At 64.8% G+C, this 18,499-nt stretch carries 16 protein-coding genes and 1 pseudogene; 4 read left to right on the top strand and 13 right to left on the bottom strand.

The window, feature by feature from the left end; genetic code table 11:
* Window positions 1–8: 8 nt before the first annotated feature.
* The 5 genes from ASE61_RS13405 to ASE61_RS13385 form a co-directional block, all read right to left on the bottom strand.
* Window positions 9–968, bottom strand: coding sequence for a formylglycine-generating enzyme family protein (locus ASE61_RS13405; protein ID WP_061967663.1), 960 nt, complete (start codon window positions 966–968; stop codon window positions 9–11).
* A 40-nt stretch (window positions 969–1,008) separates the two neighbouring features.
* Complete coding sequence (locus ASE61_RS13400; protein WP_061967661.1) at window positions 1,009–2,013, bottom strand: HAD family hydrolase; 1,005 nt, start codon at window positions 2,011–2,013, stop codon at window positions 1,009–1,011.
* A 71-nt stretch (window positions 2,014–2,084) separates the two neighbouring features.
* Window positions 2,085–3,680: an arylsulfatase gene (locus ASE61_RS13395; RefSeq protein WP_061967659.1), complete on the bottom strand. Its 1,596-nt coding sequence runs from the start codon at window positions 3,678–3,680 to the stop codon at window positions 2,085–2,087.
* 139 nt (window positions 3,681–3,819) lie between these two features.
* Entirely contained in the window at window positions 3,820–4,638 is an 819-nt protein-coding gene (locus ASE61_RS13390) for a hypothetical protein (protein ID WP_156407093.1), read from the bottom strand.
* 121 nt (window positions 4,639–4,759) lie between these two features.
* Window positions 4,760–5,005 (bottom strand): hypothetical protein, encoded by a 246-nt coding sequence (locus ASE61_RS13385; protein WP_061967656.1) that lies wholly within the window; start codon window positions 5,003–5,005, stop codon window positions 4,760–4,762.
* Between the two features lie 314 nt (window positions 5,006–5,319).
* Here ASE61_RS13385 and ASE61_RS13380 point away from each other — a divergent pair, with 314 nt between their 5' ends.
* Window positions 5,320–6,195 carry a transporter gene (locus tag ASE61_RS13380; protein WP_244492828.1) on the top strand — a complete coding sequence of 292 codons (876 nt, stop codon included), beginning with the start codon at window positions 5,320–5,322 and terminating at the stop codon, window positions 6,193–6,195.
* A 177-nt stretch (window positions 6,196–6,372) separates the two neighbouring features.
* On the opposite strand, the gene ASE61_RS13375 is transcribed toward ASE61_RS13380, so the two are convergent.
* Both ASE61_RS13375 and ASE61_RS13370 read right to left on the bottom strand, forming a co-directional pair.
* On the bottom strand, window positions 6,373–6,954 hold the full coding sequence (locus ASE61_RS13375) for a hypothetical protein (protein WP_061967652.1): 582 nt from the start codon (window positions 6,952–6,954) through the stop codon (window positions 6,373–6,375).
* 716 nt (window positions 6,955–7,670) lie between these two features.
* Window positions 7,671–8,093 carry a hypothetical protein gene (locus tag ASE61_RS13370; protein WP_162260101.1) on the bottom strand — a complete coding sequence of 141 codons (423 nt, stop codon included), beginning with the start codon at window positions 8,091–8,093 and terminating at the stop codon, window positions 7,671–7,673.
* Between the two features lie 318 nt (window positions 8,094–8,411).
* On the opposite strand from ASE61_RS13370, the gene ASE61_RS13365 reads away from it, so the two are divergent.
* Complete coding sequence (locus ASE61_RS13365; protein WP_162260100.1) at window positions 8,412–9,806, top strand: porin; 1,395 nt, start codon at window positions 8,412–8,414, stop codon at window positions 9,804–9,806.
* Window positions 9,807–10,264: 458 nt separating this feature from the next.
* On the opposite strand, the gene ASE61_RS13360 is transcribed toward ASE61_RS13365, so the two are convergent.
* The 5 genes and pseudogenes from ASE61_RS13360 to ASE61_RS13345 form a co-directional block, all read right to left on the bottom strand.
* Complete coding sequence (locus ASE61_RS13360) at window positions 10,265–11,578, bottom strand: sensor histidine kinase (protein ID WP_061967646.1); 1,314 nt, start codon at window positions 11,576–11,578, stop codon at window positions 10,265–10,267.
* Complete coding sequence (locus tag ASE61_RS13355; protein ID WP_061967644.1) at window positions 11,575–12,315, bottom strand: response regulator; 741 nt, start codon at window positions 12,313–12,315, stop codon at window positions 11,575–11,577. The genes ASE61_RS13360 and ASE61_RS13355 overlap by 4 nt, the downstream gene beginning before the upstream one ends.
* A gap of 335 nt (window positions 12,316–12,650) precedes the next feature.
* Window positions 12,651–13,941, bottom strand: a pseudogene (locus ASE61_RS13350) (epoxide hydrolase family protein).
* Window positions 13,942–14,083: 142 nt separating this feature from the next.
* Window positions 14,084–14,233 (bottom strand): hypothetical protein, encoded by a 150-nt coding sequence (locus ASE61_RS26500; protein WP_156407089.1) that lies wholly within the window; start codon window positions 14,231–14,233, stop codon window positions 14,084–14,086.
* A gap of 51 nt (window positions 14,234–14,284) precedes the next feature.
* Entirely contained in the window at window positions 14,285–14,701 is a 417-nt protein-coding gene (locus ASE61_RS13345; RefSeq protein WP_061968296.1) for an organic hydroperoxide resistance protein, read from the bottom strand.
* Between the two features lie 320 nt (window positions 14,702–15,021).
* Between ASE61_RS13345 and ASE61_RS13340 the strand changes: the two genes are divergently transcribed.
* Both ASE61_RS13340 and ASE61_RS13335 read left to right on the top strand, forming a co-directional pair.
* The gene (locus ASE61_RS13340; RefSeq protein WP_061967643.1) at window positions 15,022–16,074 is read left to right on the top strand and encodes an alpha/beta fold hydrolase; all 1,053 of its coding nucleotides are present in this window, start codon (window positions 15,022–15,024) and stop codon (window positions 16,072–16,074) included.
* A 79-nt stretch (window positions 16,075–16,153) separates the two neighbouring features.
* A complete protein-coding gene (locus ASE61_RS13335) occupies window positions 16,154–16,609 on the top strand; it encodes a cytochrome P460 family protein (protein ID WP_061968294.1) in 456 nt (151 codons plus the stop codon).
* A 108-nt stretch (window positions 16,610–16,717) separates the two neighbouring features.
* On the opposite strand, the gene ASE61_RS13330 is transcribed toward ASE61_RS13335, so the two are convergent.
* Window positions 16,718–18,484 carry a cytochrome c biogenesis protein DipZ gene (locus ASE61_RS13330; RefSeq protein ID WP_061967641.1) on the bottom strand — a complete coding sequence of 589 codons (1,767 nt, stop codon included), beginning with the start codon at window positions 18,482–18,484 and terminating at the stop codon, window positions 16,718–16,720.
* Between the last annotated feature and the right edge of the window lie 15 nt (window positions 18,485–18,499).

Below are 18,499 nucleotides of genomic sequence, written 5' to 3'. Positions count from 1 at the left end.
GCAGGTCGTCAGCCGCGCTCGCGCAGCACGCAGCGGAAGCCGACATGGCTGGTCGAGGTGTCGACCGGTTCGGCATGGCGCGCCGCCGGGCGATAGCGCCGGCAATAGCTCGGGGCGCAGAGATGCGAGCCGCCCTTCAGGACCTTGCGGGCAATGCGGATCGCCGGCTGACGCGGATCGTAGCTTTCGGCTTCCGGGCCGCCACGCGGATTCTGCGGCACGCAGCAGGCTTTCGGCGCATCGGCCTGATGGCGCACGGACCAGAAATCGGCGGTCCATTCCCAGACATTGCCGATCATGTCGTGGAGCCCGTAGCCGTTGGGCGGAAAGGCCCGGACTGGCGAGGTGCGCGCCCAGCCGTCCTCCCTGGTATTCTCGTGCGGGAAGCTGCCCTGCCAGGTATTGGCCATGTGGCGGCCATCCGGCATGAACTCGTCGCCCCAGGCGAACTCGCTGTCCTCGCGCCCGCCCCAGGCCGCGAATTCCCATTCGGCTTCGGTCGGCAGCGCCTTGCCGGCCCACGCGGCATAGGCCTCGGCATCGCGATAGGCGACGTGGACGACGGGATGATCGTCCAGGCCCTTGATCGAGGAGCCGGCGCCATAGGGCTTGCGCCAGGTCGCACCGAACCTGAACGTCCACCACTGCGCCCAGTCGTGCAGGGCGACCGGGTGCCTCGGCGGGTCGAACATCAGCGACCCCGCCCGCAGCATGTGAGGCAGGGCGCCGGGATAATCCCCGGGATCGGGGGCGAGCTCGGCGAAGGTGACATGGCCGGTCGCTTCGACGAAGCTGCGGAACTGGCTGTTGGTCACCGGCGTCGCGTCGATCCAGAAGCCGTCGACGTTGACGCGATGGCTCGGCGCTTCCTCGGCATAGTGCCGGTCGGAGCCCATCCGGAAGGTGCCGCCTTGGATGCGGACCATGCCGTCCGGAAGCAAACGCGCCTCTGCGATCGCGGCGTTCATTATGGTTTGCACTCCCTCGATCGTCCCTATGCTGCCATGGTCACGGCTTGCCGGGGAAGACCGTCTTCCAGTCGGCTTTCATGTCGACGATGGTCCAGCCCTTGGCCCGGCCCTCGTCCAGCGCCTTGTCGAGCTTGCCGATCGGCGAGCTGCGATCATAGGCCCATTCGCGCTCGGAATCGGTGTGGTGGATGATCAGCGCCAATCGTGGCCCGCTGCCCGCAGCCGTATACTGGAGCATCTGCAGGTCGCCGTCGGAATTACCGAAAGCGAGGATCGGGCGGCGGCCGATGAAGCGGTTGATGCCGACCGGCTTGCCCGGACCATCATCGACGAACTCGGCCTTCGCCTGCTTGAACAGCTCCGGCCTGCCGCTGGCATCGAGACGATAGGTGACGACGCCCGATGAGCCCACGACCTGTTCCGGCGGGATGCCATAGGTCTTCTCGGCGAAGACCCGCATGAACTCGACTCCGCCGCCCGAGACGATGAAGGTCTTGAAGCCGTTAGCTCGCAGATAGCGCAGCAATTCGACTTGCGGCTGGTAGACCATCTCGTCGTAGCGTCGCTGCTTCGTCGGATGCCGCGCCACGTCCAGCCAATTACCGACGATATTGGCGAAAGCGTCGGTCGTCATGCCGGTATGGGTCGTCATCATGGCCTGCAGCAGGCCTTTGCCATGATCGGCGGAAAGTGCCTTGAGGTCACGGGCCAGAACCGAACGGTAAGGTTCCTTGCCCTTGAGCTCGGGCTTCTCGGCGGCCAGCCGCCTGATTTCGTCGAGCGCGAACTGAAGCTGGAAATAGACCGGCTGCTCGGCCCAGAGCGTGCCGTCATTGTCGAAAGTGGCGATCCGCCTTTCGGGCGGTACGAAGTCCGGGCCGCCCTCCTGCGTGACCTTCCCGACGAAATCGAGAATGGCCTGCTTGGCCTTGCCGTCGTTCCAGGACGGGAGGGGATCGGTCTGGGCCCAGGCGGCCGAGCCCGCCCAGAGCGACAGAAGGACCACTACCCCTCTTGCAAAGTTCCCGATCAGGCAGCGCATGCCTGTCCTCCCGGTCGTCATTCTCAAGCGAAACGAGCCGGCCATGAGCCGGCTCGTCGCGTAGCGGATGATTACTTGCTCGCTTTGCTCGCGGCCTGATCGAGATTCTTCATCAGGGCGTCCACCATCTGGTCGACGCTGAAGCTCGCCGGCCGCTGGCTCGGCGGGTAGTCCTTGAAGGTGCCCAGGAAGGGAGCGACCTTGTAGACGCCGTACTGGATCAGATAGGCGTTCCGGGCGAGCCAGTCGTAATACTGGTCGGAGACGACGTCGGCCCGTTCCATCGGATCCATGCGCAGATTGAAGACCTTCGGGGCGCGCAGGCAGGTGAAGGGATTGGCCCAGACCTCGAAACCGCCGGGCTTGCGCTGTTCGCAGAACACGACCTTCCAGTTGTCGTAACGATAGGCGACGAGATTGCCGTCGTCGTTGAAGTAGAAGAACTCGTTGCGGGCCGATTTCGGCTGCTGACCGGTGAGGTAGGGCAGCTGGTTGTAGCCGTCGAGATGGACCTTGGCCTGCTTGCTGCCGAGGCTCGTGCCCTTCTGCAGCTTGTCCTTGATCTCGCCGTCGCCCGCGGCCGCGACGAGGGTCGGGAACCAGTCCAGGCCGGAGACCATCTCGTTCGAGATTTCGCCCGCCTTGATCTTGCCGGGCCAGCGGATCAACGCCGGCACACGGAAGGCACCTTCCCAGTTCGTGTCCTTCTCGGAGCGGAACTGCGTCGTCGCGGCATCCGGCCAGGACCATTGGTTAGGGCCGTTATCGGTGGCGTAGACGACGATGGTGTTGTTGGCGATCCCGAGATCGTCGAGCGCCTTCAGCAGCTTGCCGACATCGCGATCGTGTTCGACCATGCCGTCGGCGTAGTCGTTCCCGGGCATGCCGCTGATACCCTTGTTGGCTTCGCGGATATGGGTGAACACATGCATGCGCGTGGTGTTCATCCAGGTGAAGAACGGCTTGTTGGCTTTCACCTGACGCTGCATGAAGTCGATCGCCCCGGCCGTGGTCTCGTCGTCGACCGTTTCCATGCGCTTGCGGGTGAGCGGGCCGGTATCCTCGATCTTGCCGTCGGCGGAGGATTTGAGCACGCCGCGCGGCGAGCCCGACTTGACGAAATTCGTGTCGTTCTTGGGGTAGTAGGGGCCTTCCGGCTCCTCTTCGGCATTGAGGTGGTAGAGATTGCCGAAGAATTCGTCGAAGCCATGCCGCGTCGGCAGGTATTCGTCGCGGTCGCCGAGATGGTTCTTGCCGAACTGCCCGGTGGCATAGCCGAGCGGCTTCAAGGCCTCCGCGATCGTCACGTCGCGATCCTGCAGGCCGACTGTCGCTCCGGGGATGCCGACCTTGCAGAGACCCGTGCGCAGGCAGACCTGCCCGGTGATGAAGGTCGAGCGCCCGGCCGTGCAGCTGTTCTCCGCATAATAATCGGTGAACATCATGCCTTCCTTGGCGATGCGGTCGATATTCGGCGTCTTGTAGCCGACCAGGCCGTGCGAATAGGCGCTGATGTTGGATTGGCCGATATCGTCGCCGAAGATGACGAGGATGTTCGGTCTGGCCGAACTTGGCGGGCTTGGAGCGGGTTGCGCTTGCGCCGGCAGCGCCGACAGGCCCAATCCGACCACAAGGCCGACCGCGGCAAGGAATTTATGGCGTCCCATGAAACACTCCCGGTTGCGGATCCGTCGCCGGGGATTGCGTCTCTGCGAGAGCGCAAGCCTGGGTGCGCGACGCCGGAAAGTCGCATGGAGGTATCGCGCGCTTAAGGCCGTAACTGTATCGACAGCGCCCTTCCCGAGCTCAATGGGAGGCGATCACGGCCGAGATGGATTGCGCCGCGGTCTCAGCAAGATCGTCGATCAGCTCGAAGCAGGGCGTCGCCTTCGCGACAAAATCCCGGAAGTCGGAAGCCAGCACCTCGCCGTTGCGCAGATCGCTGAAACGCCAGGAATAGCGGCGCCGCTCGGCCAGCGGACGTACGGCGATGTCGAGGGAATAGGTCTCGCCGGGATGAGCGAAAAGTGCGTTGATCGAGCCGGTCGCCGCGCTGCGCTCTACCGATGGAACGACGAGCGTCTTGAAGCGGGCCTTTCGCAACAGGGGAAGCAGGGCATCGGTGAAAAGCTCACCACGCAAAGCAACTTCGGGGTCCGCCTGATCCGAGTGATCATGGATCACCACCGCCGCTAGCGTCCCGTCCACAATCTCGGCGACCATGCCTTCAAGGAGGCAATCGCGCCCATCCCGTCCGGGCAATCCGGCTGCCCAGCCGAATGTCGGCACATAACTGCCGCGCGGTATCGTGATCCTGATGCGATCGCCACTTCCCGCACCATCATAATAGGCGTTCAGCGCCGAACGCAGGCGCGTCGCCTCGATGCGAACGATGGGATCGACGGTCGGGTCGAAGCTGTCATCCCGACCGAAGACGTCGACGCCGATCGAGTAGGCTTTGATCCGGTCGGAACGCCCACCGATCGTCTGATTCACAACGAAGCTCAGGAAGCGCCTATTTCTTTCCGAGATTCTGAACGAACCGCTGGCTACCAATGCTTCGAGAGCCGAAAGTACTTCTCCAGGCGAGGGCTCCTCACCCTCGGTCAACACCTTTCCGTCCATTGCTCCGCCTCCAAAGCCTGGATCGAAAAACTATCTCTCATCAATCGTTGTAACAGTGACGCAACTATAGCGAGCTTGGCAAGCACAGACCCTCGCCACGGCATGGCCAAGAGCGACACCGTTAGGAAATCCTCTCCAGAATATCTTGTTCTGTCGCGGAAGCGAGCGCGTTGTATTCCTCCGCGCGTTCCCGGCCAACCACCGAAGGTGATTTTGCCCAATAGGCCGCTGCCTCCCAGGCGGCCTCGTAGGCTTCGCACAGTTCCGCCAGGCGGATGTCCTGGCCGTATTTCTCACGCAGCACGGCGCGCCGATCCGGCCAGCGGAGCATCAGGCGGGCAAGCCCGCGTTTTTGCGCCTGTTCCATATGAGACATCCGTCGAAGCGCTGAACGCATCCAGAGCCTATACGCCCGTAATCCTGCCCCGGATGCAGTCGATACAGTTGCAATGCCGGCCGTTACGCCCAGTCCGATTATTTACCTCCTCAACTTGACGCTACGCGCTGAATCATCGGACCGTCCGTTCTCGCGACGGGAGGGCGCAGATCATGAAGCGATTCAGGACCGCGCTTCTTGGGGCCACGGTCGCCCTGTGTGGCAGCCTGACCCATAGCCAACTTGCAGCGACGGAAGGCGGCGCAAGCCTGTTTCTCCCGGGATTGCACGGCCCCGGAGCCGGCATGCTGCCGCCACCCGGCTTCTATTTCGAGAATGACTTCTATTCTTATTCTGGACGGCTTTCGGCAGGAACCCAGACGCAGTTCGGCGGCGCCGTACTAGCCAATGTTAAAGTCGAGGCGCGGGCCAATTTCATGACCCCGACCTGGGTCACTCCTTTCCAGATATTCGGCGGCAACCTCGCTTTTGCCGTCTCCATCCCATTCGGCACGCCGCGGATCAGCGCTGGTGCCGTGATTGCGGCGCCCCGTCTTGGCCGCTCCTTCGGGCTCAGCAGCCGCGATGCCACCTTCAATCTCGGCGATCCCATCGTCTCCAGCTTTATCGGCTGGCATGCCGGCAATTTCCACTGGCAGGTCGGCGGCTCGCTGAGCATTCCGGCCGGCGCCTACCAGGAGGGCGAGCTCTCCAATCTGGCGTTCAATCGCTGGATCGGCGACGTTTTCGCGGCAGGGACCTGGCTCGACCCCAAAATCGGCCTCGACATCTCCGCTGCCGTGGGTTTCGAGATCAACGGCAAGAATAAAGACACCGACTACCGCAGCGGCAATGCCGTGCATGCCGACCTCGCGATCACGCAGTATCTCAGCAAGGAATTCTCGATCGGCGTGATCGCCTCGCATTACCAGCAGGTCAGCGGCGATGGCGGCGGCGGGGCCTCGCTCGGCTCCTACAAGGGCCGTGTCACCGCAGTCGGCGGCTCGATCGGCTATAATTTCAGCGTCGCGGGCACTCCGGTCGCCGCACATCTCAAGGTGCTACGCGAGGTCAGCGTTGAGAATCGGCCCCAGGGAACGATCGCCCTGATCAGTCTCGCCTTCCCATTGGGACATGTTCCAGCCCCCGCTGCTCCGTCTCCGGCGGTCGTCAAGCGCTGATAAATCAGTACACACGTCCGCAATAGCGTTCCGGCTGAAAACGCCCCGGGCAACGCAGGCTGCGAACTCACCCCGCCGGCATCGTCAGCCTCGCCCAGCGTGGTAATCCACGGCGCCGGCTTCCCCCTCGAACCAAGACGAGAGGAAAGCCACCGTCGAGGCGCTGGGGACGAACGTCTAGTTCAGGATGATGTAGAATGCCTCGGCGAGGGTCAGATCGACCATGTCGCCCCTCCGCAGACGCAGCAGATCGGCCTTGAGCGTGGGATCGGCAACCTTGAGCGAACGCGCGCCGAACGGGCCGACATAGCTCACGACGCTCGTGGCCGCGTCGAACCTTTCGAACCGCGCGGTCAGCGTAATCGTCCGCACGACGAACCTGTCCGGCAGGTTCTGGAATTGCGGTTCGCCGGCCGCTTCCGTGTAGGCGATCCCCGGCCTGGCCCCGCGCCTGCTGCGTCCGATATCCAAGAGCGCGCCCTCGATCCGTCGGATCTCGACCCTGTCGCCCTCGCGAAGCCGTTCGAGATTGCCGAACGCCGGTGGGACGTCGACGCGCCAGGTGTTGCCCTGCTGCTCGACGACGACCGAGCGATCGGTCCGGTCGATCGACACCACCCGGACATTCAGGCGTTCGATCTCGACCGGGCCGACCCCGGCGACGATGACGGTTTCGCTGGCGATCTCGGGATAAGGGGCGCAAGCCGCGACGCCCGCAGCGATCGAAAGCGCGACGATCAGGCTGATATGCCTTGGCATGAATACCTCCGTCTTGAATCGGCCTATTGCAGGCCGGCCTGGTTTCTCTCGCAATGGCCAGTCTTCTCAGGGTGGGCAGACGTCCCAGAAGCCCTGCGTTCGCTGCGGATTTGTGTAGAACCAGCAATAGCCGGGTGCCGGCGGTTGCGAACTGACATAGGCTCGGGCTGCCGCGGCCGTTGCGAAGCCGATTGCCGCTCCCGACACGACCGCCAGACCTGGATGCCACCAATAACCGGTTGGGCGGACCCAAGGACGGACCGGAACGGGCGCAGGCCGATAGCCGGGGCGCACAACAGCCCCACGGCCCGCAACGACATTCCCTCGTGGCCCGCGCGCGACATAACCCCTGCCGGCCACAGCACCGCGCGGCCCGCGAGCGACATAGCCGCGCCGGGCGACTACGCCGCCTCTCGGCCCGACGGCGACGCCCCGTTCAGCAAAACCCCGGCGGTATTGGGTCGGCTCGACGAACTCGGGCGCGACATTCCCCAGTCTCGATCCGATCGGCGTGAATGCCTGTGCGTCAAACGAAACGAGCGAGATCGGCAACAGCGTCACGGCCATGGCCTTCGATACAAGGCCGACGATCGACGCTGCCCGAAGGGAGCGGGCCGCGTTCGCACTCAAGAACGACATCATCCATCTCCTTCCGTCCTGATCCATCTCATCAACGAGGAAAAAGCAGAGCCAGGTTCTGTGCTGGCGGGCGGCTGTTACTTGTCGCACCTGTGATAGCTGGTCTCGACCTCCGGAAACTCCGGGTCGAAGCGCAGGACATCGCCGTCGGGCTTGAAGCGGACGGACACGGTCGACGTCTCGAAGATAACTGCAGTCTTGCAGCCGAGCAGAACGGTCAACACGTCGCCCTTCTGCTTCGAGGAGATCACATCGCAGGTGGCGTGCGCACCGCGGATGTGCTTGCCGGTCGCAATAAATCCCGACCAACCTTCGGCTGAGTGCTTGAAGACGAGTTGCCCGTTGCGTTTGGCGAAGACCTGGTCGCAGCTCGCCGCACTCGTTGCCCACGCGCCTTGCAGGCGCTCGACCGCCAGGCCCGGCTGCCCGGTGGCCGTGGCGGCGAGCGTGAGAAGCGCCAAGGCGACAGGTTTCGTACCTCGTTTCATGCTTTCATCCATTGAAGTGTCGGCCCGATCGACCTTGCCCGCATGTCGCGGCAGGCAATATCTTCGAACGAACTCCGCAGAGTCGGAAGCAGTTTGGCGGCCGTAACTGTTACACTCCAGAATGCGGATGCTCGACAGCTACCGGACGAAGACGCTCGAATTTGCAGACCCAGCCAGAAATTTCGCGGGGCCGCCGGAAACATGCGCGCTCCACCAAGCCGCTAACGCGCCGCGTAAGCGCCGACTTGCAAAGCCGGAGCGTTGGTACGCCTGATGGCGGAACCGTCAGCATTACGCAGCTCCCTTGCTCACAAGAAACGAGATCATTGGATGAGGGATCTCGAAGCAGGTTGGGGATTTCGCGGCATTCGTGGCGCTCAAACGCGACGATCAAACGAGGAGTCGATGTTCGTTCCTAAACGCATGCTGCCTGACGAGAAGCGCGTTCCGCCAGTTCGGCGCGGCGCTCTGTCGATCGCGACCAGAATGCATGCGGCAACGGCGCTTGCCGCTATCTGTATTCCCGTATTCGCAAGCCCACATGCGCTCGCGGCCAGCAAGCCCCCCCTGTTCCTGCGCAGCTGCACGATCACCCCTCCTGAACCGAGTCCGGTTTTTTCATTTCCTGCCGCCTCGAAGCCTGCTGCGGCAAGCGATGACGAAGACGATGATGAGGATGACGAAAGCCCCCACGGCTTCATATCGCCGGGGTTAGGCACCTGCGTAGCCGTCTCCGGCACGGTGAATGCGGGGCTCCAGCGCGACAGCTACAAGGCGAACGCGCTGGCCCGGGCGACCGGTCTGGTGCCGCAGGGGGCCACCAGTTTCCCGCTGAGCGCCTCCTTCCGCATCGAAACCGGGCAAACGCTTTCGGATGGACACTATCTGGCGAGCGCCTTCGAGTTCTCGATCGACACGTCCAGCGACGGTGGCAGCGAGCTCACGATGAGCGAGGCCAGCGTTACTTTCGGCGCGTTCGCCTTCGGGTTGGCGGGCTCGCGCTTTGATTTCTGGACCGGCGACGACTTCGCCTTCATCGGCCGGATTCCGAGCCGCACCGTTGCGCTGATCGGCTACGAGCGACAGCTGACCGAACAGCTTAGCCTGTCGCTGTCGGTCGAAGACACCTCCGCCGACCGGCGCACGGTGCTGCCAAACCGGGGCAATCGCGTGCCCGACGGTGTCGCGCGTTTGCTCTACGAGCAGGACGGTTTGACGTTGCACGGAGCCATCGCGGCGCGTGACGTGCCGGGCGGCGGTTCCAGCCGCGTCGGCCGGGCTGCGATCCTCGGCGCGACCTGGGAGAAGACGCTGCTGGACCGGCCGTTGACGCTGACCGCCCAGATCGCCGGGGCCGTGGACGCGGCCCCCTATATCGGTTCCAGGCTTGACCAGCGCACGGCCTTTTCGGCCCTGACCGGAGGCCTGACAACGCGCGGCTGGTCCGGCGTAGTCGCTATCGGGCGTGAATGGACGGATGAATGGTCGACCAACACCTATGTCAGCCGGTATCGGCTTTCGATTCCGACCTCTTCCGGGTTGGCCGGCTTGATTCAGATCGACCGGGTCGCGGCAAACCTGGTCTGGGCGCCGGTCGATGGACTGCGCATCGGCCTCGAAGGTTCCATCGCTTGGCAGAAGCTCGACATCGCCGGCAATGCACGCGCGGCGAGCCTTTCGGGCCGGCAAAGTTCGGCGCAGCTTTTCTTCGAACGAACCTTCTGACGACCATCCTCGATTACGCATGCGCGATTATGATCTGCAGTGTGGAAGTAATGTGTCGATCTGAACCCCGCCAGCATCGCCCTTCGAAATAAGGCAAACTTTTTACTCAGCCTTCCTCTTCGCTATCGGCCCGCCGACAAAGGCAGCAAGAGCTCGTCGCACGCACATTAGCTTCGCTAATGAGACAGCCCGAAAGCAGGCACCCTCAGAGTCCGCTTCGGGCCACAAACGCAGGTCGCTCTTCCGGGTGAGATGCGCCAAGTGCGGACATTATCAGCTTGCCTAAAAGCGGACGCGAGTGGTTCTGGCGCCCATGTTGCGCCACAGCGGACGTTAGCTTCTTGCCCGAGACGTGATAATCAATCCGGGAAAGCCGCTCGGGCTGTCGATCGCGGCAAGAATCCAAAGCGCTCGATAGCAACGCAACCGTAAACCCGATATCTGCAAGCCACCCCCCTTCATGGGATGACCACCTCCGCCACCAAACCGCCGCCAGTGCGGTTGGAGAGCCTGATCGAGCCGTCGATCGTCGCGGCCAGTTGCTGGGCGATGGCAAGCCCGAGCCCGGTTCCGCCGGTCTCGCGGTTGCGCGACTGCTCCAGACGGAAGAAGGGCTGCATGGCAGCGGCCAGCATCTCCTCGGGGATGCCGGAACCACGGTCCAGCACGGTGATCGCGATGGCGCCGCTCTCTCTTCGTTCCACGTCGATTTCTGCTGCGCCCGCGAATTTCAGGGCGTTGTCGATCAAATTCGACAGGATGCGCCGCAGTGCGTGCGGCTTGGTAGAGGCGATTCCGTCGATCCGGCCTGCAACCGAGACCGCCTTGCCGGTATCCTGATAGTCATAGGCGATGCTGTCGATGAAGGAGGCCAGATCGATGCGCGTCTTCTTCTCGCCGCTGCTGTGGGCGCTGCGCGCATAGGCGATGCCATCCTGGACCAGCCGCTCGATCTCGCGGAGATCGTTGACGAGCTTGTCCTTTTCCGGCGACTCGTCGGCCATGTCGGCGCGCAGCCGCATGCGGGTGATCGGCGTCTGCAGGTCGTGCGAGATCGCCGCGAGGATCTGCACGCGCTCTTCCAGATAATGCGCGATCCGATCGCGCATCGCGTTGAAGGCTCGGGCCGCATGGGCGATCTCGCTGGGGCCGGTTTCGCTGAGGGGGGTGCTCTTCGCGTTGGGGTCGAGCGCATCGGCGGCAGCGGCGAGTTCGCCGAGCGGGCGAACCGCCTGCCTGACCGCGAACCCGGCGCAAGCCAGCAGCAGGACCATCTGCGCCACCAGCACATAGGGCAGCCAGTCCGCCACCGGCATGATGCCGCGCGGGGTGATCTCGATGGTCAGGGGACTGCCGTCGCTCAGGCTCAGATGGGCCTGCAGGCGGCCTTCCCCGCCCGGGATCGCTTCGATCCGCAGGGGAAAGCGGGAGCCGGCGGCGCTTTCCAGCCTGGCCGCGATCTCCCGGCCATGAGGGGATTTGGTGGGCACTCCGGCAAGGCCCGGCCCTAGGGTGAGCGTGTAGTTGCCGCGGCTGAGCCATTCGAGCAGCTCGGGCCGCTCGGCAGCGGGCGTCCGGTCGAGAACCGCGATCGAGGTCGCGACATCGTTCTCCAGCGTACGGAACATCACCGCCGTCGCCGACATCGTGCGCTCCGCGTAGAGAACGCTGAAGGACAGCCCATAGGCGACGGCCAACCCTGCAAGCAGGATCAGGAACAGGCGGGCGCGCAGCGTCCGAGGCAGGAAGCGGGACGCGGCGTTGGCACTCACGACTTGGGTTCCGTGATCTCGACGGGGACCGCGAGGACATAACCCTCGCTGCGCACGGTCTTGATGTAGGTCGGCTCGCGCGCATCGTCGCCAAGCCGCTGGCGCAAGCGGCTGACCAGCAGGTCGATCGAGCGGTCGAACAGCTCGGCATCGCGCCCCTGCGTCAGGTTCAGGAGTTGATCGCGATTGAGCACGCGCTGGGGATGGTCGATGAAGACCCGCAGCAAGCGATATTCGGCGCCGCTCAGAGCCACCTCGGTTCCCTGCGCATCGAGGAGGTGGCGATGCACCGTATCGAGCCGCCAATCGCCGAAGGTCAGCAGTTGGCCGGCTTCGCTGATCTGCAGGTTCGGCGGCAGCATCCGGGTCCGCCGCAGGACGGCATTGATGCGTGCCAGCAATTCGCGGGCGGCGAACGGTTTGGAGAGATAGTCGTCGGCGCCCATTTCGAGCCCGATGACGCGATCCATCTCGTCGCTGCGCGCCGTCAGCATCAGGATCGGCGTTGCCTTGTGCCTGCCGGCCCGCAATTCACGGCAGAGCGCGAGCCCGTCCTGGCCCGGCATCATCACGTCGAGCACGATGAGGTCGACAGTGTTGGCATCGAGGAAGCTGCGCATCTGCCGCCCGTCCGCGGCGGTCGAAGTCCGCAGTCCGTTCTTTGCGAGATAGCTCGAGACCAGATCGCGGATTTCTCGGTCGTCATCGACGATCAGGATGTGGTCGACATGCTCCATGACCGAACTTTCCGCTTCCGCCGATCGGGCGGCTTCACAACAGGCGTCCCTCATAGCCGGCGGACAGGCCCCGGCGAAGCCCCCCGCGAGCGATAGCAGGGCGATGCCAGCCGACGTTCGGCATCTTCAGGAAGGGGTAGCCATGTATCTGCGATGTGTTTCTGGCCGGTTTTCCATGCATGAGCCTGTAACTGGAGGCTCCACCGACACAGTGCGATACAATTCCAGACAGCCACGAGCTGCCGTGCTGTACGGCAAAACCGGTGCCGGCACTGTGTCGGCCGGTGCCCTCTCCAGGAACAGGTGGGCGGTGCGTGCACCGCCCACCCGGCCCGTCAGCGCAGCGTCTTGAAGGCCGCCGCATCTCCTCGGCGAAGAGCTGCGGCTGCTCCCAGGCGGCGAAATGGCCGCCCTTGTCGGCCACCTTCCAGTGATCAGCTTGTGGAAGCTCTTCTCGGCCCAGCTCTTCGGCGCCGGATAGATCTCGCCGGGGAAGACCGTCACCGCGACCGGGACCTTGCTGATCTCGATGGCATTGAACGGGCCGCCACCGCCCTGCGCCGCATCCCAATAGGAACGCGAGGTCGAGGTTCCCGTGTTGGTCAGCCAGTACAGGCTGATCGCATCCAGAATCTCGTCGCGGCTGAAGACGGTTTCGGGATCCCCCTTGCTGTAGCTCCATTCGGCGAACTTCTCGTAATAGAACGCCGCCATGGCGGAGGGGGAATCCGCGAGCCCGTAGCCGAGCGTCTGCGGGCGGGTGTTCATCATCGCCGCATAGCCGAAACCCTCGTCATAGAAATAGCGCAGCCGGGCATAGGCGGCCTTTTCCTCCGCCGAGAACTGCACGGGAACCGGCTCGCGATTGCGGATCAGCTTGAGGACGTCCGGCGGGACCGTTCCGGGCATGTTGGTGTGGATGCCGAGGAGCCCCTTGGGTGCCTGCACGGCCATGACCTCGGAGATGATGGCGCCCCAATCGCCGCCCTGGGAGACGTAGCGATCATAGCCAAGGCGATGCATCAGCGCGTCCCAGGCGCGGGCGACATGGGCCGGGCCCCAATCGGTTCCGGTCGGGCGCCCCGAGAAGCCGTAATGCGGATAGGTCGGCAGGACGAGGTGGAAGGCATCCTCGGCGCGTCCGCCATGGGCCGTGGGGTCGGTCAGCGGGCCGACAACCTTCAGAAGCTCGAACAGCGAGCCCGGCCAGCCATGCGTCATGATCATCGGCAGGGCATCGGGATGCTTCGAGCGCACATGGGCAAACTGGATGTCGAGTCCGTCGATCGTGGTGACGAATTGCGGCAGGGCATTGCGCTTGGCTTCGCCCTTGCGCCAATCGTAGCCGGCGCCCCAATACTCGACCAAGGGCTTGAGCCTGGCCAGCGGAACGCCCTGCGATCGGTCGTTGACCGTTTCCTTGTCCGGCCAGCGGGTCAGCGCAATGCGGCGGCGCAGGTCGTCGATCGCCTCCTGCGGGACATCGATGCGGAAGGGCCGGATCGCCGTGGCATCTCCCGGCGCTGCGGCATGAGCCACGCCGGGAACGAGCGCGCCGACAGCGCCGGCCGCCGCCGCGCCAGCCAGCAGATGCCGGCGGGTCGGATGTGAGAATTCCGTTGTCATAGCCTAACTCCAAGGCGACGTGATGGATCGGTGCTCGCCATCGGCCAGCTCCGCTGAATGTCGGGCCGATGGCGGGAATGCTTCGCTCTCCAGCCCGTCCTTTTCGGGAGACGGGTCGGCTGGAGAGGCGGGGTTTCGTGCGCTAGCGCTGCGGGCCGGCAAGCGTCGCGAACACCGCCGGAAGCCAGGACGCGTCGCGGATATCGCTGGCATCCCAGGCGCAGGGCACGGCAGCCAGGGCCGTGATCGCCAACAGGACGAAGGCGAGCTTCCTTTTGCGATTGATGGTCATGTCATCGTCTCCCGATGCGGAGCGATCGCCCGCCTCCGCGCCATGGCTCCCTCAGGCCATGCTCAGTTCCACATGGATGTTGCCGCGCGTGGCCTTGGAGTACGGGCAGGTCTGGTGGGCCTCATCGACGAGGCTCTGCGCCAGTTCGCGGTCGAGGCCGGGAAGGCTGACGCGCAGGCGCGCCTGCAGGAAATACGCACCGTCCGTCATGCCGAGATCGACCTCGGCATCGACGGCAAGGTCCGCCGGCAGGGCGAGCTTGCGTTTACCCGCGGCCAGACCGATCGCGCCGATGAAGCAGGCCGACCAGCCGGCAGCAAACAACTGCTCCGGATTGGTGCCGGCACCGGCGCTGCCGGGAGGCGACAGCTTGATGTCGAGCTTGCCGTCGGAGCTGCGCGAAGCGCCGTCGCGGCCGCCGGTGGTGTGAACGCCGCCGGTATAGAGGACCTTCTCGATCGTGATCATGGAACGCTCCATCTCTGGCGCCGCCATGAGCGGCGGCGGGTGGGAGAGCGTTTCCCAAGCCGAGATGTCGTGATTGTTTTGCGAACGGGCCGATTTGTAACGAAGCGTGTTTCCTCGGCGCCTCGATACATTGCAGCACGGGAGGCACCGTCCGTCCGCATCGGCCTGCGATGCGGCCCCGGGGACGGGCGAGCGGTTTGTATCCGCGTGTATCGCGCCCTTTGAAACGGGCGAACGCTTACAAATCCCGCCTATGCCGACACAGCCTCGACACAGGGACCGGGCTCTTCTCTCCGCGACATTCAATCAGGAAGAGAGCCATGTCGGAACAGATCGATCAGCCCCGTCGCAGTCTCCTGAGCGCCCTCGCACTGGGAGCCACGCTCGCCCCGTTTGCCGCGATCGGCGGTGCCCGGGCCCAGGCACGTTCACCGTCTTCGGCCGCGTCGCCAGCGGCAGGCCCGAGTGCCCATACGACCTTCGCCGCGCTGAAGCAGGTCAAGGCCGGCGTGCTCGATGTCGGCTATGCCGAGGACGGCCCGGCCGATGGCCCGCCGGTTCTGCTGCTCCATGGCTGGCCCTATGACATCCACAGCTATGTCGATGTCGCGCCGATCCTGGCCAAAGCCGGATACCGGGTGCTCGTGCCGCATCTGCGCGGCTACGGTTCGACCCGCTTCCTGCCGGCAGATACACCGCGCAACGGCCAGCAGGGCGCGCTCGCCACCGACATCATCGCCTTCATGGATGCGCTGAAGATCGAGAAGGCCGTCATCGGCGGCTATGATTGGGGCGCACGCACTGCCGACATCGTCGCCGCACTCTGGCCCGAGCGCGTCAAGGCGCTGGTCTCGGTCAGCGGCTATCTCATCGGCAGCCAGGACGCGAACAAGCCGCCGCTGCCGCCCAAGGCCGAATTGCAATGGTGGTACCAGTTCTATTTCGCCACCGAGCGGGGCGCTGCCGGCTATGCGAAATACACGCACGACTTCGCCCGGCTGATCTGGGAGCTCGCTTCGCCGCAGTGGAAATTCGACGACGCCACCTTCGCGCGCTCGGCCAAGGCCTTCGACAATCCGGACCATGTCGCGATCTCGATCCACAACTACCGCTGGCGGCTCGGCCTGGCGCAGGGCGAAGCGCAGTTCGATGCGCTGGAGCAGAAGCTCGCCGGCTTCCCGAGCATCGGAGTGCCGACCATCACCATCGAGGGCGATGCCAATGGCGCCCCTCATCCGGAGCCGGCAGCCTATGCCAAGCGCTTCACCGGCAAATACGAGCACCGGCTGTTCAAGGGTGGCATCGGCCATAATCCGCCGCAGGAGGCTCCGCGGGAGTTCGCCCAGGCGATCATCGATGCCGACAGGCTCTGAGGCCGGAGCAATGGCACGAGTGAAGCCGATATCCCTGACAACCTGCGCGGCGGCGGCCTTCGGGGCCGCCGCCGTCGTCCTGTTCGGTGGGTTTGCGCAAAGCGGAACAGAGCCGAAGCCGGCCTCGCCGATCTATGGCGTCGCGATTCCCGACGCCTACCGGCAATGGGAACTGATCGCGCCGGCGCTTGAGCGCGAACCGCTCAACGAACTGCGTGCCGTCGTCGGCAACAAGACGGCGCTGGCGGCCTATCGGGCGGTGACCCTGCCCTTCCCGGACGGAGCGGTGCTGGTCAAGCTGGCCTGGAAACATATCCAGTCGCCCGAATTCGAATCCGCGCTCGTTCCGGGCATGGCGACCACCGTGCAGGTGATGGTGAAGGACTCGAAGCGCTATGCCGCGACCGGCGGCTGGGGCTTCGGCCGCTTCGTCGATGGCAAGCCCGTCGACCAGGCCCAGCACGAAACCTGCTGGGGCTGCCATGAGGCGCTGGTGAAGAACCACGACTACGTCTTCACCCGTCTCGCACCCTGATCGCGCGAGCGCGACAGCAGCTTGCCCTCCCGATACAATCAGAAGGCGCCCGGGCTTTGCTCCGGGCGCCTTCTTTTCGTGGCCGGCGATGCCGCATCGGCAATGCGGTCACCCGAAGGTGAACGCATAGGCTTCCGCTCCAGCATCGAGGAAGCGTATCTCGAAGACATGCTCCCCGACCTCGCCCGATTGGCGGACAAGCTGATAGAGCCGGGTTTCCGAGACCGTGCCATATCCGGCCGTGTCGAGATCGGCTCCGCGGTCGGCAGCGGGTGGTTTGCCATCGATCGTGACCTGGAACCGGATCGGCCGCCCGTTGGGTCCGGGTCCGAGCACCAGATGCAGGTCACGCGCGCTGAAGCGGAAGGCGATGCCGCCGCCGGCGCGGGAGAGCCGGGCGCTCTCCGCGCCGACCGTCCAGTTGCCGTCGAGCCCCCATTGATTGAGCCTGAGCTTGCCGACGCTGTAATCCTGCGGCCGGTCGCCCGTGATCCCTTCCGGCGAGGCGAAGCCCGACGCCTTGGAATAGCCGAGATAGGCTTCACCCGAACGGATATTGGCCAGGTCCGGCGCGGCCTGGGCACCGGATGCCTGCGGCGTCACGAAGTTCGACACCGCCTTGCGCTGGCCGGCAGCCTCGGCGAGGAGATCCTGGATGGCCCGGTCCGAGAGCGCTTCGCCGCCTTCGCCGAACTGGGTGTGGCGGATCCGGCCCTGCGCATCGACGAGATAGATCGCCGGCCAGTAGCTGTTGCGGAAGGCGCGCCAGATCCTAAAATCATTGTCGACGGCGATCGGATAGTCGATTCCGAACCGGGCGGCCGCCTGCCGGATGTTCTCGACCTTCTTCTCGAAGGCGAATTCCGGGGTATGGACACCGACCACGACAAGGCCCTGATCCCGATATTTCTCGGCCCAGGCGCGGACATAGGGCAAGGTGCGGATGCAGTTGATGCAGGAATAGGTCCAGAAATTGACCAGCACGACCTTGCCCCGCAGCTCATCCGCATCCAGGGGGGCTGTATTGAGCCAGCTCACCGCGCCGGCGAAACCCGGAGCCGCTCCACGATCCGGCAGCATGCTGCGATAGGGCTGGGCCGCCATTCCCGCACCGCTCGGTGCACCATTCTCGGCGACGCGCAGGGCGGCTACGCCATCATGGCCGAGACCGTCGAGGAGGCTTTGCTCGATGCCGGTGGTGGCCGCGAAGGAAAGCCTCGTGAGCAGCCCGGTGTCGAGCCCGAAGCCGATCGCCAGCACGCTTGCCAGCACCGCGACGCCGAGGCCCCGGCGGATGCGCTCGCCGAGACCCAATGCGCGCTTCACTGCCGCCAGCACCTCTCCGCCGACCCGCAGCGCGACAGCGAGCGAGGTCGCAGCGCCCGCCGCATAGGCTGCCAGCGCCAGTGCCGTTCCGGCATTGGCTCCGTGCAGGGCAGCGCCGGTCAGCACCAGACCGAGGATCGGGCCCGCACAGGGCGCCCAGAGCAGGCCGGTCGCGGCGCCGAGCAGCAGCGAACCACCAACGGATCGCGGCCCGGCGGCTCCTTCCTCGGAGAGCCGCTGTCCAAGCGCGACAAGGGGGCGGTGGAAGAATGCCGCCGCGCGCGGTGAGAGCAGGGTCACGCCGAAGACGGCCAGCAGCGCGAGCGCCGCGAAACGCCCGGCTTCGTTGGCCTGCACCACCCAGCTCCCCCCGATCGCCGCCAGACTGGCGACGACCGCGAAGGTCAGGGCCATGGCGGCCAGCATCGGCAGAGCGCTCCGGCTGAAGGATTGACCGGCGCGGGAGAAGACGAAGGGCAGGATCGGAAGGATGCAGGGGCTGAGGATGGTCAGCACGCCGGCAAAATAGGAGGCGACGAACAGGGTCATGGCAGATCCTCTGAA

This window comes from Allobosea sp. Root670, assembly GCF_001429415.1.
GTDB lineage: Bacteria > Pseudomonadota > Alphaproteobacteria > Rhizobiales > Beijerinckiaceae > Allobosea > Allobosea robiniae.
The sequence above is the reverse complement of the archived record's forward strand: the minus strand, read 5'-3'. Positions and strand labels throughout refer to the sequence as shown.